This is a genomic window from Paraburkholderia sp. BL6665CI2N2 (assembly GCF_004366535.1).
Lineage (GTDB): Bacteria > Pseudomonadota > Gammaproteobacteria > Burkholderiales > Burkholderiaceae > Paraburkholderia.
In genome coordinates, this window is sequence record NZ_SORC01000001.1 from 3,130,297 (window position 1) to 3,146,169 (window position 15,873).

Genomic DNA, 15,873 nt, shown 5'->3' on the forward strand with positions numbered 1-15,873 from the left:
GACAGCGAGAGAAACAGAAAAGGACACAGCTATGCGAATTGAGCATCTGATCAACGGTAAAGCGAGCGCGGCGAAAGACTACTTCGAAACGGTCAATCCGGCCACGCAAGAGGTACTCGCCGAAGTCGCGCGAGGCGGCGCGGAAGAAGTCGACGCCGCCGTGCGCGCCGCCAAAGACGCGTTTCCCTCATGGGCCGCCAAGCCCGCCGCGGAACGCGCGAAGCTGGTGCGCAAGCTCGGCGAACTGATCGCGAAGCACGTGCCGGAGATCTCCGAGACCGAAACGAAAGACACCGGCCAGACGATCTCGCAAACGCGCAAGCAACTCGTGCCGCGCGCCGCCGACAACTTCAGCTATTTCGCCGAGATGTGCACGCGTGTCGATGGCCATACGTACCCGACCGACACGCATCTGAACTACACGCTGTTCCATCCGGTCGGCGTGTGTGCGCTGATCTCGCCGTGGAACGTGCCGTTCATGACGGCCACATGGAAAGTCGCACCCTGTCTCGCGTTCGGCAATACCGCGGTATTGAAGATGAGCGAACTCTCCCCGCTCACGGCCTCCATGCTTGGCAAGCTCGCGCTCGAAGCCGGCATCCCGGCCGGCGTGCTGAACGTGGTGCACGGTTTCGGCAAGGACACCGGCGAGCCGCTGGTCGCGCATCCGGACGTGCACGCCGTGTCGTTCACGGGCTCGACGGCGACCGGCAACCGCATCGTGCAAACCGCGGGGCTGAAGAAGTTTTCGATGGAACTCGGCGGCAAGTCGCCATTCGTGATTTTCGACGACGCCGATTTCGAACGCGCGCTCGACGCCGCCGTCTTCATGATCTTCTCGAACAACGGCGAACGCTGCACGGCGGGCTCGCGCATTCTCGTGCAGCGCTCTATTTACGCACGCTTCGCCGAGCGTTTCATCGAGCGTGCGAAGCGTTTGACGGTGGGCGATCCGCTGTCCGACAGCACCATTGTCGGTCCCATGATCAGTCAGGGCCATCTGGCGAAGGTACGCAGCTATATCGAACTCGGCCCGAAAGAAGGCGCGACGCTCGCGTGCGGCGGCCTCGACATGCCGGAGTTGCCTGAGGCCATGCGCAAGGGCAACTTCGTTCAGCCCACGGTGTTCGTCGATGTCGACAACCGCATGCGCATCGCGCAGGAAGAGATTTTCGGCCCGGTCGCCTGCCTGATTCCGTTCGACGACGAAGCCGACGCGATCAAACTCGCCAACGACATCTCCTACGGCCTGTCGAGTTATATCTGGACCGAGAACACGGGTCGCGCATTGCGCGTCGCCGCCGCCGTCGAAGCCGGCATGTGCTTCGTCAACAGCCACAACGTGCGCGATCTGCGCCAGCCATTCGGCGGCACCAAGGCATCGGGCGTGGGCCGCGAAGGCGGCACGTGGAGCTATGAAGTGTTTCTCGAACCGAAAAATGTTTGCGTCTCGCTGGGCTCGCATCACATTCCGCGCTGGGGCGCTTGAGCCATTAATACGCTTCGTGCGCCAAGGCCTGGTGCCCCGCGCGGAGCAGCCAAACCGAACAGGAGACCGCGATGGGCAAACTCGCGCTGGCAGCAAAAGTGACGCACGTCCCGTCGTTATATCTGTCCGAACTCGACGGTCCGCATAAAGGCTGCCGTCAGCCGGCGATCGACGGCCATCATGAAATCGGCCGGCGCTGCCGCAAACTCGGCGTCGATACGATCGTCGTGTTCGACGTGCATTGGCTCGTGAACAGCGAATACCACATCAATTGCGCGCCGAAGTTCGAAGGCGTCTACACGAGCAACGAACTGCCGCACTTCATCAAGAACATGCCGTACGCGTATCCGGGCAATGTCGAACTCGGCAATCTGATCGCGGAAGTCGCCAACGAAATGGGCGTGAAAAGCCGCGCGCACAGCGAGACCACGCTCGAACTCGAATACGGCACGCTGGTGCCGATGCGTTATATGAATAGCGATCAGCATTTCAGGACCGTCTCGGTAGCGGGCTGGTGCATGTGGCACGACCTCGACACCAGTGCCCGCTTCGGCCTCGCGGTGCGCAAGGCCATCGAAGAGCGTTATGACGGCACCGTGGCGATTCTGGCGAGCGGCTCGCTCAGCCACCACTTCGCCGACAACGGCACGGCCGAGCAGTTCATGCACAAGGTGTGGAGTCCGTTTCTCGAACAGATGGACCGCAGGGTGGTCGAGTTGTGGGAAGCCGGCGATTGGAAAACCTTCTGCGAAATGCTGCCGCTCTATAACGAAAAATGCTGGGGCGAAGGCGGCATGCACGACACCGCGATGCTGCTCGGCGCGCTCGGCTGGGACCGTTACGACGGCAAGGTGGAAGTCGTCACACCGTATTTCGGCAGCTCGGGCACCGGTCAGATCAACGCGATCTTCCCGGTTACGCCGCTACCCGCCTGAATACCCGTCAAGGAGTTCACCGTGCCGCATCTGACTCTCGAATACAGCGCCAATCTCGCCGCTGAAGAAAGCATCGGCCAACTTTGCCGGGCACTCGCGCAGTGCCTCGACGCGCAACGCGAGAACGAACAGCGCATCTATCCGTTGGGCGGCATCCGCGTGCGCGCGTTGCGCTGCGAGCAGTACTGCATCGCGGACGGCCGCGCCAACGCCGCATTCCTGCACGCGAACCTGAAGATCGGCGCGGGCCGCTCCGAAGCGGCAAAAAAGGCCACCGGCGACGCGCTATTCGCGTTGATCAAGCAGCACTTCGCCGCGGAATTCGAACGACACGGCCTCGCGTTGTCGCTGGAAATCAATGAATTCAGCGAAGCCGGTACGTGGAAACATAACAACCTGCACGCATGCCTGAAAGCTGAATAGCGGCACTGAGAGAATCCATCATGCTAGACGAACAGACGATCCGCGAGCTCGCGGCACAACTCGACCACGCCGAGAAAACGCGCACGCAACTGCGCCACTTCTCGGCCGCTTATCCGCAGATGACCGTGCAGGACGGCTATGCGATTCAACGCGAGTGGGTCAAGCTCAAGCTCGCCGAAGGCCACGTGATCAAGGGCCGCAAAATCGGCCTCACCTCGCGCGCGATGCAGCGCTCGTCGCAGATCGACGAACCCGACTACGCGCCGCTGCTCGACAGCATGTTCATCGAAAACGGTCAGGACATTCGCGCCGACCGCTTCATTGCGCCGCGCGTGGAAGTGGAACTGGCGTTCGTGTTGAGCAAGCCGTTGAAGGGTCCGGGGGTCACGCTATTCGATGTGCTGGACGCGACCGCTTACGTGACGCCGGCCGTGGAAATCATCGACGCGCGCATCGAACAGTTCGACCGTGAAACCAAAGCCCCGCGCAAGGTCTACGACACGATCTCCGACTTCGCGGCGAACGCGGGCATCGTGCTGGGCGGCCGGCCCGTGCGTCCGCTGGACGTCGATCTGCGCTGGGTCGGCGCGTTGCTCTACAAGAACGGCACCGTCGAAGAAAGCGGTCTCGCGGCCGCCGTGCTGAATCATCCCGCCACCGGTGTCGCCTGGCTGGCCAACAAAATCGCGCCGTACGATGAAACGCTCAACGCGAACGACGTGATTCTGAGCGGCTCGTTCACCAGTCCGATCACTGCGCGCGCAGGCGACACCTTCCACGTCGACTACGGTCCGCTAGGCGGCATCGGTCTGAATTTCATCTGAACTCATTTGAGCCGACACGACATGTCTCTCCCACAGAACACATTCAAGCGCGCGCTTGCCGAAGGCAAACCGCAATTCGGCCTGTGGGCCGCGCTCGCCGACGCCTACGTGACCGAGTTGCTGGCCACCGCCGGCTTCGACTGGCTGCTGATCGACAACGAGCATGCGCCCAACGATGTGCGCAGCACGCTCGCGCAATTGCAGGCGGTGGCCGGATATGCGTCGCATCCGGTCGTGCGTCCCGTGCGCAGCGACAGCGCGCTGATCAAGCAATTGCTCGACATCGGCGCGCAGACCCTGTTGCTGCCGATGATCGACACCGCCGGGCAGGCCGCCGACGCGGTCGCGGCCACGCGTTATCCGCCGCAAGGCATTCGCGGCGTGGGCAGTGCGCTGGCGCGCGCATCGCGTTGGAACCGGATACCGGATTACCTGAACACGGCCGCGGACGAGTTGTGCGTGCTGGTGCAGGTGGAAACCGTGCAGGGCATGGCGAATCTACCGGCGATCGCGACGGTGGACGGCGTCGACGGTGTGTTTTTCGGGCCTTCGGACCTCAGCGCGTCGATGGGGCAGCTCGGCAAACCCGGTCATGACAGCGTGCGCGAAGCGATTCGCGACGGCATCCAGAGCGTGCTGCGCGCGGGCAAAGCGGCCGGCGTGCTCGCGCCTGATCCCGCGATTGCCGCCGACTACCTCGAAGCGGGCGCGACTTTTGTGGCGGTCGGCACGGACACGGGTTTGCTGAGCCGCGCGGCGGCCGATCTGGCGGCGTCGTATAAAAAGTCTGCGACGATGGCGGCATCGCCCAAGGGCGGGTACTGACCCGACCCGTTCAGCGCGAACATGCAGGGCCGCGCCAAAGGAAAAAGGAAACGCCCTATTCCCCCGCGGGCCAAGGCAAGCCCGGCGCCGACCAGTCCAGTTCCACCCCGATCACGGATCGCTCGGTGGCGAACTGCAGCGCCAGCGTCACGGCGATGCACGGCCTGCCGCTCGCCAGCGAAAGATAAGGATTGCTCGACACCGCCGCGCCCGGCAGCAATACCGCGTTACGAAAATACGGCCGATGATCCCAGCGCGCATCGCGCGGATTCGCCACGGGTTGCAGCGAGGCCCCGTCCGCGCTCCATGCCGGCCCCTGCACCTCATGCCCGATCTGCCTGCCCGCGTCGTCGAGAATGAAACAGCTGACGCAGCGCTCGAACCTGGCCAGTTGAGCGAACGCATCGTCCATGGCCACACCGGCCAGCAAGGCATCGGCAGCGAGCCGCAAGGCAACCCGGTAGGGCTCCACTTCGGTTTCGAACAACGCATGCTGATGCGCCCGCCCTTGCGCGATCACATCGAAAGCCTCATCAATGCGCCGGTGCACCGACTCCGGTGGCGCTATCTCTTTGGCCGGCCGCCCCAGCAGATAACCCTGCGCGAAATCCACATTCGATTCCACGGCGAGAATCAGTTCTTCCGTGGTCTCCACGCCTTCGACGACCACCAGCATCCCCGCCAGATGCAGCAACGAAACCAGTTTCGGCAGAATCGGCTGCTCGGTGCCGTGACCCGTCGCGCGAATCAGTTCGCCGTCGAGCTTGACGAGGTCCGGGCGAATCCTGAGCAGCCGGTCGAGATTCGACTGGCCGGCGCCGAAATCGTCGACGGCGATCAGGAAACCGTGCTGGCGGTACAGCGCCGCCGCCCGCGACATGTCGTCGACGCTGCCGCCGTGCGATTCGAGAATCTCCAGAACCACGCGCTCAGGTTCGAGTCCCACCGCCCGCACGATTTTCGCCAGCTGATCGGCGTAGCCTTCCGCGATGAACGTGGCCGGCAGAATGTTGAGGAAGAGCCATGCGTCGTCCGGCAGCGACCGGCGCGCGCCGGCCAGATGCACGACGTGACTCGCGCGGTCGAGCGCGCCTTCGTCGCTCGAAGGCCGGGGTGCGAACAGCACCGCGGGCAGCACCAGCGTGCCGTCCTCCTGCTCGCCGCGCAGCAAAGCCTCGAAGCCCACCTGCTTCTGATGCGACAAACTGTAGAGCGGCTGAAAATGCGACGTGAGGTAGAACTCCTCCCAACGGTGCCGCCGCACGGGCGCCCCGCCCACGTCGGATCCGTCGTCGGCCAGCAGTTGCAGCGCCTCGCGCGGCAGCGCGCGCTCGGCGCACACCCGGTTTCTGCCGGAATGCTTGGCGCGCAGCAAGGCTTCGTCGGCGCGATCGAGCAGCACCATGATGCTTTCGCCGCTGCGGTGCTCGGCCACGCCGAAGCTCGCGGTCAGGCGGCCGTCCGGCCGCTCGATCGCGGCGATCGCCTGGCGCAGCCGTTCAGCCACATGAAGCGCGCCCGTGAGACCGTCGCCCAGCAGCAGCGCGAATTCCTCGCCGCCGATCCGGCTCACGCTGTCGTCCGCGGAGACCTCTTCCATCAGCACCTGGGCGACCTGGTACAGCGCCTGGTCGCCGACCGCATGGCCGAAGCGGTCGTTCAGGGATTTGAAGTTGTCGATGTCGAGAAAGATCGCGCTGACCCGCGTATCCGGCGTGACACTGTCGAGGCGGTGCTCGGCCTGCTTGACAAACGCGCGGCGGTTTTGCAGGCCGGTCAGCGGGTCAGTTGCGGCGAGTTGCGCGAGCTGGCTTTCCAGCAGAAAGTGGCTGCGGCGAAACCGGTAGAAGCCGAAGTGAAACACCGCGGAAGTCGGCACGCCGATCGCCACGATCCACATCCACACCACCGTCGCGACGTCATGCGTCAGCGGCGCGCCGAACAGCAGCGCGAACGCCGTGGCATAGAAGAGCACGCTGCCAGTGACGAAGTGCGTCGGCGTGAGCCATAGCGGCGCGGCGCAGATCGGTATCACGACCATGGCGGGCAGCGTCCACAGCAACGGCTGCGCCACGCCGACGACGTTCATCGCCATGCCCGCCACCAGCACCTGCGAGTAGGCAACGCCGATCAGGCCGAAGCTCCACGTCGACTTGGCGCGCGGAATCGCCAGCACCAGCAAGGCGAGCAACAGCGCACACGTGAGCCGGTAGGCGAGCGGCGCAGCCGGGCCGTCGACCAGACTGCGCGCCCCGACGAAACACAGGAACGCGACCACGGTGAATGCCATGGTCACGGTGGACAGCGGACGCTGGTGCTCGAGCGAGCGCCCGTGGAAGCGATCGCGCAATCCGGCGTCGGACTGGTGCTGCGTTGCGGTGGAAAGCATATTGATAGATATCAGCCTGGTTCCGGTCACTCTGCCAATGGATATCGGCAAATGTCTGACAAATATTTATGCCTTCCCTACAAATAGAAAAGATTTCTCCTTTCGCGCCCTCTGCTTTCCGCTTTCCGCTCGCTCTACGCCGCCATCACGCGATTGCGGCCGGATGCCTTGGCGGCATACAGCGCGCCGTCCGCGCGCGCCATCAACTGGGCGAGCGATTCATCGCGCCGAAACTGATCCACGCCGACGCTGAAGGTGTACCGTAGCCCACGCGGCAACTCGTCCGGCGCGGCCCCGGCCAGCCGGCTGCGCAGACGGTCGAGCAGGTTCACTGCCTCGGCGGCGGTGGTGGCCGGGCACAGCACGCCGAATTCCTCGCCGCCCAGCCGGCCGAACACATCGCCGACTCGCAGGTTGCCGGCGACGAAGGTCGCGAAGTGTTTCAGCACCTGGTCGCCCGCGGCGTGGCCATAGTTATCGTTGACGGCCTTGAACGAGTCGATGTCGATGATCGCCAACGCCACCGGCGAGCGGCTACGCAGCGACGCGCTCAGCAGCGCGTCGCCGATCGCGAGAAACGCGCGGCGCGACAGCGCGCCGGTCAGGTCGTCGACGTTGGCCAGCCGTTCGAGCCGCTCGGCGAGGCGGTCGTGCGCCAGCATCACCACGCCGATCGAAAGACAGGGCGGCGCAAGAATGCCCAGCGCGAGAAAAACGATGTTCGACGGCGACACTTGCATCAGGCTGCTTTGCGTCATGAGACCGAAGCCGTACATGAGCCCGCGCGACGCATGCCCGGCGCACAGCAGCATTGCCGCCACCGCGAGGAAATAGTAGCTATAGCGCGGCCGGTTCGCGGGACGGCCGCGCAGCATGAGCGCGGCGAGCGCGGCATATAGCGCCGCGTGAAACGCCGACACCAGCGCGACGCGCGCGTTGAAGTCCGGCGCGGCGAAGGTCCAGTACGAGATGCCGAACAGCACGGCGACAAGGCCGACGTACGCCGGCCACGGTCGCGCGCGGCGCCCTAGAAAGCGACAACAGCCTTCGACTACGAGCAGCAGCGAAGCAGCCAGCAACACGTTGGACGCCACGAAGGTCAGCCAGCGCGACCCATGGCCTTGCAACGCGAAAGCCAGCAACGCGACGATCGCGATCGCGTTGGCCGAGATCCAGTAACCGACGCCTGGGATCGCCGCGCGCCACAACGAACCGAGCACGGCCATCGCCATGGCGCTCGACAACACGGTGACCAGAAGAATACTGAGTGGATTGAGCATTGCAGTGAATGTGAATCAAACGGCATCGTCGGCATTCGCCACGTACGCCCGTTCGTTTTGCGTGGGCACCTTGATACAAGTCCGCAAGCTTAGCGGCTCGGACAAAAAGTGGGCGTGCAAGGGCTCCGAAAGATTCAGAAAGAATTTCCGCAGGAGGACGATCACAACGGCTTCGCAATCGCGAAACGTTGCATTTATCACGAAACCAAAAATGCTAAATCACTTGGCGAGTTGAGCCGTTAATACAGCCATGACGGACACATTCTTACCGGCTATCCGTGATGGCTCAACGCACGGGCGATTCATGCAGCAAAAATTACTTAATCCAGAATGCATCCATCGCAATCGATTGCGCGTATAAACAGACGAATGGAAAGTGGCCAAAAGTTAATGTCTTAAGTAGACTGCTTCGAAGTGTGGTGGACAGACTAGACAGCCCGGTAAAATTAACCTAGGCCGCGTGCAATACGCAATTTCCCGCAAGACTTCTTCTTTTCACCCGGTCGTGGCATCTAATTTTTTTAGGCAGTCAAAGCAACGGCCATTTCCCGGAAAACATGGTCCCCATTCTCGATTACCTGCTGGAACGCCAAATCTCGCCGCAGTGGCGCGGCATGCTCACCGCCTTGGCCACCGAGTTCGAAGCGCAGATCGGTCGCGACGAACTGCGTCAGCTGATGCATCGCGTCGGCAGCCGGTTTGCCGCGGCGCATCCGTTGCCCGCCTGCGACTCCACCGCCGAACTCGCACGGACCTTGAATCTGTACTGGCATGAAATGGATTGGGGCTACGTCGAGTTGGCGGACGAACCCGAGTCGCTGCGCATCGTCCACTACTGCGCGCCATTGCAGGCATTCGGCGGCGCGGCGCTTGCATGGACACCGGCGTTTCTCGAAGGCGTGTATCAGACCTGGTTGAGCGCGCTGGGCGCGCAAGGTTTGTCGGTCGCGCAAACGAGCGGGTACAGCGAGGACACCGCGATCGAATTTCGTCTGGGCCGTCATCCGGTTTGAACGCCGCTTGATGAACACGTGGCCTGGCCAGCTGGGCCGCGTGTGTGAATGGACACAGTCGCAATAAGCCGTAGAGGAACGCGCCAGACCGGTGCGCGTGAAGTGGCAGAACAGGCAGGACCGGCGTTTCAGGGCCGCGAACGCAAGTCAGGAGCGGGGCAAGGGTAGGCATGAATAAGACGGCGGCACTATGAGCTCATCGAGCGACATCGAGAAACTTTTCGATCATTTTGGCGGCGACGCCAATGCGTACCAGGAAATCGGCCGCGAGAACGAAGCGCGTTCGGCGCGCACCCGTTGGCCGCTATTAGTGACGCTCGATCTGACCCAGCCGACGATTCCCGCCATCGGGCAGCATCGCGAGCCCAAGCCTCAGGCGCAGGCGGTCGAAGCGCCGGTGGCCGTCGATCGCCAGGACACCACGCCAAAAGACGCCGCCTCTGTCACGCGCGCGAAGGCGCCGCTGTTCACGCGTTCGCATCGGCGGGATATTCCGCCGGTCGCTGTGGCCGCGCCGGTGAATGGGCCGAAGGGCGCGTCGCGCTTCGGCGAACTCGAAACGAAAAGCGACGCGACGCCGCCAGCAGCAGTTGGCGCGGTTCGAGTAGAAGCCGTCGCGCCGGTGGGTGCGCAAGCCGCGCCAACCGCGCCTCACACTCCGGTTCAAAGCACGCCGGCTGCGGCCCCGTTCGCTTCGGCTGCGAGTGCGGCACGGACAGCGCCGCTTGCTCCCGTGCCTCACGCCGCGCAACCGGTTTCCGTGCCGCCGGCGATTCCGTTGCGACCGCCGGTGATGCAAGCGGTCGCGGCCGCCGCGCCGAACTGGGCACAGACCCCGGCGCCCACGCGTGCTTATGCGAGCACGAGCGCGCCTCTTGCACCCACCGCTCCCGCCGCTCCGACGCAATCCGCTTCGACCCTCGGCAAGCTCTTCGCGCCGGAACCCGCATTCGCGTCCGCACCGCCGCAACCGGCCAAGGCCAGCGACGCATCCGCGCCTTTGCAGTCGGTCTTCGACCGTTTGCGCGGCACTCCCGCTCAAGCCGCAGCACCGGCCGGCGCCACGCGCGCCGCCGCGCCCGCCACCTCCAACTCGTGGCTGATCAACGGCCCTCGTCGCTCATGAAAGTCATCGCGGTGGTGTCCGCCAAGGGCGGGGTCGGCAAGACCACTCTTGCCGCCAATCTGGCTTCGGTGCTGGCCTCCGGCGGCCGGCGTGTCATTGCGCTCGACCTCGACCCGCAGAACGCCCTGCGTCTGCACTTCGGCGTGCCGCTCGACAGCATCGACGGTCTGTCGCGCGCCACGCTGACGGGCGACCCGTGGCAATCCGTGATGTTCGACGGCGTCGACGGCGTGACCGTGCTGCCCTACGGCGCGCTGCTCGAAGACGACCGCCGCCGCTTCGAAGCGCACATCGACCAGGATCCGCGCTGGCTCGCACAGTCGCTGCAGAACCTGCGCCTCGACGCCTCCGACATCGTGATCATCGACACGCCGCCGGGCTCGTCCACGTATGTCCGCACGGCCCTGACGGCGGCCACCTTCACGCTGAACGTGGTGCTCGCCGACGCCGCGTCGTACGCCGCGATTCCGCAGATGGAGCGGCTGATCGCAGCCTACGCGGCGCCGCGCGCTGAATTCGGCGGCGAAGGCTATGTGGTCAACCAGATCGACCAGTCGCGCCAGTTGACCAAAGACGTGCTCAAGGTGCTGCGTCAGATGCTCGGCACCAAACTGTTCCCCGGCGTGATCCATCTGGACGAAGGCGTGAGCGAAGCGCTCGCGTGCGACACCACGCTGATTCACTACGATCCACTCAGCCAGGCGGCCGCCGATTTCAAGTCGTGCGGCGCATGGCTGCTGGCGGCGCTCGACGCGATCGCCGTCTCGCCGAGGAACGTCGCATGAGCACGTCTCCAGCGCCGGGCCTCGAGCCCGCCGAGTCGTCGCGGCTCGATCGCTTCGTCGACGCGCGCTTCTGGAACAGCCGCATCGTCACCGGACTCGTCACGCTGTTCGCGCTGGTGATGCTGTACTTCGTGTTCACCGTGCCGCTCGCCTTTTACGAGCAGTTGACGTTCGCGACCTGCTGCTTCGTGACCGCGCTGATGTTCCGGCGCCTGCAAGGCCGTTACGCGACGATGGTGATGATCATGCTCTCGGTGGTGACGTCGGGCCGCTATATGTTCTGGCGCCTGACCGCGACCACCTACTGGGAGCATCCGCTCGACGCCGGCTGGGGCCTGCTGCTGGTCTCCGCCGAAGTGTATTCGACCATCGTGCTGCTGCTCGGCTACTTCCAGACCGCGTGGCCGCTCAAGCGCACGCCGATGCCGCTGCCCGTCTCGCGCGACCAATGGCCGACCGTCGACGTGTTCATTCCGACCTACAACGAGCCGCTCTCGGTAGTGAAGCCGACCATCTACGCGGCGCTCGCGCTCGACTATCCAGCTGAGAAGATTTCGATCCACGTGCTCGACGACGGCCGCCGCCCCGAGTTCAAGGCGTTCTGCGAAGAGGTCGGCGTCAACTGGACGATCCGCACGCACAACCGCCACGCGAAAGCCGGCAACATCAACGAAGCGCTGAAGATCACCAGCGGCGAATACCTCGCGATCTTCGACTGCGATCACATTCCGACCCGCTCGTTCCTGCAAATCGGCCTCGGCTGGTTCCTGCGCGACAAGCTGCTGTCCATGCTGCAAACGCCGCACCACTTCTTCTCCGCCGACCCGTTCGAACGCAATCTCGGCACCTTCCGCAAAGTGCCGAACGAAGGCGAGCTGTTCTACGGCCTCGTGCAGGACGGCAACGATCTGTGGAACGCCACCTTCTTCTGCGGCTCGTGCGCGCTGCTGCGCCGGACCATGGTCGAGGAGATCGGCGGCATCGCGGTCGAGACCGTGACTGAAGACGCGCACACCGCCTTGAAGCTGCACCGTCTCGGCTACACCACCGCGTATCTGGCGATTCCGCAAGCCGCGGGGCTGGCCACGGAATCTCTGTCCGGCCACATCGGCCAGCGGATTCGCTGGGCGCGCGGCATGACGCAGATTTTCCGCATCGACAATCCGCTCACCGGCAAGGGCCTCAAAATCGGCCAGCGCCTGTGCTATCTGAACGCGATGATGCACTTCTTCTACGGCATCCCGCGTCTGGTGTTTCTCACCGCGCCGCTGTCGTATCTGTTCTTCGGCGCGCACGTGATCGAAGCCGCCGCCGGCACAATCGCGATTTACGCGCTGCCGCACATGATGCACGCGAGCATCACCAACTCGCGCATGCAGCGCTCGTTCCGCCATTCGTTCTGGGCCGAAGTCTATGAGTCGGTGCTGGCCTCGTACATCACCGCACCGACTCTACTCGCGCTGATCAACCCGAAGCTCGGCAAGTTCAACGTGACGGCCAAGGGCGGCCAGATCGAGAAGAACTATTTCGACTGGGCGATCTCGCGGCCCTACCTGTTCCTGCTGTTGCTGAACCTGATCGGCTTCTGCGTGGGCATCGTGCATATCTACTTCAACTGGCATGTGCGCAGCGTGGTGCAGACCACTATCCTCAACCTCGGCTGGACCACGTACAACATGCTGATTCTCGGCGCGAGCGTGGCCGCCGCGAGCGAGCGCAAGCAGATTCGCGCAGTGCACCGCGTGGCGATGCAGATGCCCGTCATGCTGAAGTTTTCGACCGGCCGCACGCTCGCCTGCGAAACCATCGACTACTCGGAAGGCGGCGTCGGCGTGGCGCTGCCCGCCGCGATCCAGGTGCCGATGCACGAGCGCGTGACCGTCTCGCTCTTTCGCGGCGACGAGGAATACGCGTTCCCCGCGACCGTCGGCTTCACCGCCCCAGGACGCGTGGGCCTGCGCTTCTCCACCATGACGCGCGAGCAGGAGTACGAGTTCGTCAAGACCACCTTTGCACGCGCCGACGCTTGGACCGGCTGGGCGGAAGGACGGCAGCAGGACACGCCCCTGCGCGGCCTGTCGCATGTGCTGACGGTGGGCGCGCGCGGTATCGCGGGTCTGTTCGAGCATCTTTATGCCGACCTTCGCAGCTCGATGAAAAGCCGTCCAATGGACGTCAAGAAGCTAAAAACGAAAGACTGATCTATGCGCAACTGGATGGCGAAGGGCAACATCGAACGCTCGAATCACGAGCGCAGTGGGTCCGGATTGAGCATGCATCGCGTGGCACGCCCCGGCTCGCATCGGCTGATGCGCGGCCTCGCGTGCTGGCTGGCATTGCAGACGGCGCTGGCAGCGCCGCTCGCCTCGGCGGCTGAAGCCGTGGCGGCGGCTGCCGGCGGTGCAAACCCGACGGGCGCCAGTCAGAGTGCCGCGGGCTCCGTTCAGAGCAAGCCGGTTGCGCCGAATGTGCCGACTGCGACCGGCGCCGGCACTGCGAACGCGGCGGGTCCGGCCGTACCCTACGATCCGAATGCGCTGGCGCAGCCGCAACTGGCGACACCGACGCCGGCGCTCGCTGCGTCGTCGGTCAAAGCGTTGGGCGTCAGGACGCCGACCACCGCCGAGCCAGGCACGCTGGTGCCGGGCGGCCGGCGTCAGACGCTGACCTTCGCCGATCTCGGCGCGCTCGACCCGCTGCAATTGCGCGGCACCGACGGCCAGAACGGCGTGGCGTTTTCCGTGCGCGGCGACGAAGTGGTGACGGGCGCGGTTCTGCATCTGGTATATAGCTACTCGCCCGCGCTGCTCGCGAATATCTCGCAGCTCAAGGTGCTGGTGAACGGCGAAGTCGCCGCCACTCTCCCCGTGCCGCACGAACAGGCCGGCATGCTGGTGGCGCGCGACGTCTCGATCGATCCGCGCTTCATCACCGAGTTCAACCATCTGAATGTGCAACTGATTGGCCATTACACGACGAGTTGCGAAGACCCGGCCAACTCGTCGCTGTGGGCCACGGTCAGCAATGCGAGCTCGCTCGATCTGACTTACGCGTCGCTCACCAGCAAGCCGGATCTGGCCGCGTTGCCGGCGCCGTTCTTCGATCGACGCGACGTGCGTCGGCTGGAGTTGCCATTTGTATTCCCGCAAAAGCCGGGCAATGCCACACTCGAAGCGGGCGGCATCGTGGCGTCGTGGTTCGGCGCGCTCGCCGGTTATCGCGGTGCGGTGTTTCCGGCGCAACTGGATAACGCGCCGCTGTCGGGCAACGCCGTCGTATTCGCGACTTCGGATCAGCGTCCGGCCGGCATCAATATTCCGGCCATCTCCGGCCCGACCATCGCGGTGGTCGATCGCGAAGCGCCGGCGCGCGGCAAACTGCTGCTCGTGCTCGGCCGCACCGAGGCCGAACTGAAAACCGCCGCGAAATCGCTCGGCATCGGCCAGAACACCTTGACCGGCCCGAGCGCGACCATCACTCAACTGAATGAGCTCGCGCCGCGCGCGCCGTACGACGCGCCGAACTGGCTGCCCACCAATCGTCCGGTGCGCTTCGGCGAACTCACCGATCCGCGCGATCTGACGGTGTCCGGTTACGACGCCGACGCCGTGCGCGTGAATCTGCGCGTGCCGCCCGATCTGTTCATGTGGCACACCAAGGGCGCGCCGATCGATCTGCGCTACCGCTACACGGTGCGTCCGCTGCGCGACCGCTCGTCGCTGAACGTGAGCGTGAACAACGGCTTCGTGCAGGCGCTGCCGATTCCCGCCGAATCCGCTTCCGTGTTCGAGCTGAGCCATTACTTCGCCACCGTGCTGCCGGACAAGACCGCCGAAGCGCGTCGCACGCTGCACATTCCGCCGCTGCTGCTGACGCCGCGCGCCCAGGTGCGCCTGCACTTCTACTACGACATTCCGAATACCGGCGAATGTCATGGCCGTCTGCTCGACAATGTGGTCGGCGCGATCGATCCGAACTCGACCATCGACCTCTCTTCATTCCCCCACTACATGGCGCTGCCGGATCTGGCCGCGTTCGCCAATAGCGGCTTCCCGTTCACGCGCATGGCGGACCTTTCCGAGACCGCCGTGATCTTGCCGAACGACGCCGATTCGAGCGACTACAGCCTGTTTCTGCTGACCATGGGCCGCATGGGCGCCTCGACCGGCTATCCGGTGACGGGCGTCACAGTCGGCACCGCCGACGACGCCGACAAGTTCGCCAACAAGGACCTGCTGATTTTCGGCGCACCGGGCAAGCAACCGTTGTTGCAGCGCTGGGCCAAGTCGATGCCGTTTTCCAGCGACGGCGACTCGCGCACCTTTCAGCTCACCGACATCGTCTTCAAGCTCGAGGACTGGTGGCACGGCGAACGCGGCGTGGAGCGCACGCCGGCGCGCGCCGATCTGACTCTGGTGAGTTCGAACGGCGACGCGTTGCTGACCGGGTTCGAATCGCCGCTGCAGAAGAACCGTAGCGCGGTGGCGCTGGTGAGCGCGGCCGGCCAGTCGGACGCCGACCTGTCCGCGGCGCTGCTCGACTCCGACGTGCTGCCGCAGATTCAAGGCGCGATGGCCGTGATCCACGGCCGCACCGTCACCATCACCTCGAACGGCGAAGCGTATTACGTCGGCCACCTGTCGCCGCAGGAGTATCTGCGCTGGGCGCTGTCGTCGCATCCGCTGCTGTTGATGCTGGGCGGTGTGCTCGCCGCGCTGATCATCGCGGGCCTGTTCTACCGGACGCTGCGCTCGATCGCCGCGCGCCGCCTGAGGGACTAATAG

At 64.5% G+C, this 15,873-nt stretch carries 12 protein-coding genes; 10 read left to right on the plus strand and 2 right to left on the minus strand.

Annotated features, from left to right (window positions below):
• The first annotated feature begins 31 nt into the window (after positions 1-31).
• The 5 genes from hpaE (at position 32) to hpaI (ending at position 4,496) form a co-directional block, all read left to right on the plus strand.
• Positions 32-1,489 carry a 5-carboxymethyl-2-hydroxymuconate semialdehyde dehydrogenase gene (gene hpaE / locus B0G81_RS13945; protein ID WP_134136394.1) on the plus strand — a complete coding sequence of 486 codons (1,458 nt, stop codon included), beginning with the start codon at positions 32-34 and terminating at the stop codon, positions 1,487-1,489.
• A gap of 71 nt (positions 1,490-1,560) precedes the next feature.
• Positions 1,561-2,424, plus strand: coding sequence for a 3,4-dihydroxyphenylacetate 2,3-dioxygenase (hpaD, locus tag B0G81_RS13950; RefSeq protein ID WP_134136396.1), 864 nt, complete (start codon positions 1,561-1,563; stop codon positions 2,422-2,424).
• Positions 2,425-2,445: 21 nt separating this feature from the next.
• Positions 2,446-2,847: a 5-carboxymethyl-2-hydroxymuconate Delta-isomerase gene (locus B0G81_RS13955; protein ID WP_134136398.1), complete on the plus strand. Its 402-nt coding sequence runs from the start codon at positions 2,446-2,448 to the stop codon at positions 2,845-2,847.
• A gap of 20 nt (positions 2,848-2,867) precedes the next feature.
• The gene (gene hpaH / locus B0G81_RS13960) at positions 2,868-3,671 is read left to right on the plus strand and encodes a 2-oxo-hept-4-ene-1,7-dioate hydratase (RefSeq protein ID WP_134136401.1); all 804 of its coding nucleotides are present in this window, start codon (positions 2,868-2,870) and stop codon (positions 3,669-3,671) included.
• A 21-nt stretch (positions 3,672-3,692) separates the two neighbouring features.
• Positions 3,693-4,496: a 4-hydroxy-2-oxoheptanedioate aldolase gene (gene hpaI / locus B0G81_RS13965; protein WP_134136403.1), complete on the plus strand. Its 804-nt coding sequence runs from the start codon at positions 3,693-3,695 to the stop codon at positions 4,494-4,496.
• Positions 4,497-4,551: 55 nt separating this feature from the next.
• Here the strand turns inward: hpaI and B0G81_RS13970 are convergent, their stop codons facing one another.
• Complete coding sequence (locus B0G81_RS13970) at positions 4,552-6,885, minus strand: bifunctional diguanylate cyclase/phosphodiesterase (RefSeq protein ID WP_134136406.1); 2,334 nt, start codon at positions 6,883-6,885, stop codon at positions 4,552-4,554.
• 134 nt (positions 6,886-7,019) lie between these two features.
• A complete protein-coding gene (locus B0G81_RS13975; protein WP_134136408.1) occupies positions 7,020-8,165 on the minus strand; it encodes a GGDEF domain-containing protein in 1,146 nt (381 codons plus the stop codon).
• Positions 8,166-8,722: 557 nt separating this feature from the next.
• On the opposite strand from B0G81_RS13975, the gene bcsD reads away from it, so the two are divergent.
• From bcsD to bcsB, 5 genes are all read left to right on the plus strand, one after another.
• Positions 8,723-9,178, plus strand: coding sequence for a cellulose biosynthesis protein BcsD (gene bcsD, locus B0G81_RS13980; RefSeq protein ID WP_116121892.1), 456 nt, complete (start codon positions 8,723-8,725; stop codon positions 9,176-9,178).
• 190 nt (positions 9,179-9,368) lie between these two features.
• A complete protein-coding gene (bcsP, locus tag B0G81_RS13985) occupies positions 9,369-10,304 on the plus strand; it encodes a cellulose biosynthesis protein BcsP (protein ID WP_134136409.1) in 936 nt (311 codons plus the stop codon).
• Entirely contained in the window at positions 10,301-11,089 is a 789-nt protein-coding gene (gene bcsQ, locus B0G81_RS13990) for a cellulose biosynthesis protein BcsQ (protein ID WP_116121894.1), read from the plus strand. Before bcsP ends, bcsQ begins: the two co-directional genes overlap by 4 nt.
• A complete protein-coding gene (gene bcsA, locus B0G81_RS13995; protein WP_134136413.1) occupies positions 11,086-13,290 on the plus strand; it encodes a UDP-forming cellulose synthase catalytic subunit in 2,205 nt (734 codons plus the stop codon). The genes bcsQ and bcsA overlap by 4 nt, the downstream gene beginning before the upstream one ends.
• Positions 13,291-13,293: 3 nt before the next feature.
• Positions 13,294-15,870, plus strand: a complete 2,577-nt coding sequence (bcsB, locus tag B0G81_RS14000; RefSeq protein WP_134136417.1) for a cellulose biosynthesis cyclic di-GMP-binding regulatory protein BcsB — start codon at positions 13,294-13,296, stop codon at positions 15,868-15,870.
• Positions 15,871-15,873 lie beyond the last annotated feature (3 nt).

What these genes read in the sequence shown, in the direction of transcription:
- hpaE (WP_134136394.1), top strand. Translation starts at nt 32, where the DNA reads ATGCGAATTGAGCATCTGATCAACGGTAAAGCGAGCGCGGCGAAAGAC.
- hpaD (WP_134136396.1), top strand. Translation starts at nt 1,561, where the DNA reads ATGGGCAAACTCGCGCTGGCAGCAAAAGTGACGCACGTCCCGTCGTTA.
- hpaH (WP_134136401.1), top strand. Translation starts at nt 2,868, where the DNA reads ATGCTAGACGAACAGACGATCCGCGAGCTCGCGGCACAACTCGACCAC.
- hpaI (WP_134136403.1), top strand. Translation starts at nt 3,693, where the DNA reads ATGTCTCTCCCACAGAACACATTCAAGCGCGCGCTTGCCGAAGGCAAA.
- B0G81_RS13970 (WP_134136406.1), bottom strand. Translation starts at nt 6,885, where the DNA reads ATGCTTTCCACCGCAACGCAGCACCAGTCCGACGCCGGATTGCGCGAT.
- B0G81_RS13975 (WP_134136408.1), bottom strand. Translation starts at nt 8,165, where the DNA reads ATGCTCAATCCACTCAGTATTCTTCTGGTCACCGTGTTGTCGAGCGCC.
- bcsD (WP_116121892.1), top strand. Translation starts at nt 8,723, where the DNA reads ATGGTCCCCATTCTCGATTACCTGCTGGAACGCCAAATCTCGCCGCAG.
- bcsP (WP_134136409.1), top strand. Translation starts at nt 9,369, where the DNA reads ATGAGCTCATCGAGCGACATCGAGAAACTTTTCGATCATTTTGGCGGC.
- bcsQ (WP_116121894.1), top strand. Translation starts at nt 10,301, where the DNA reads ATGAAAGTCATCGCGGTGGTGTCCGCCAAGGGCGGGGTCGGCAAGACC.
- bcsA (WP_134136413.1), top strand. Translation starts at nt 11,086, where the DNA reads ATGAGCACGTCTCCAGCGCCGGGCCTCGAGCCCGCCGAGTCGTCGCGG.
- bcsB (WP_134136417.1), top strand. Translation starts at nt 13,294, where the DNA reads ATGCGCAACTGGATGGCGAAGGGCAACATCGAACGCTCGAATCACGAG.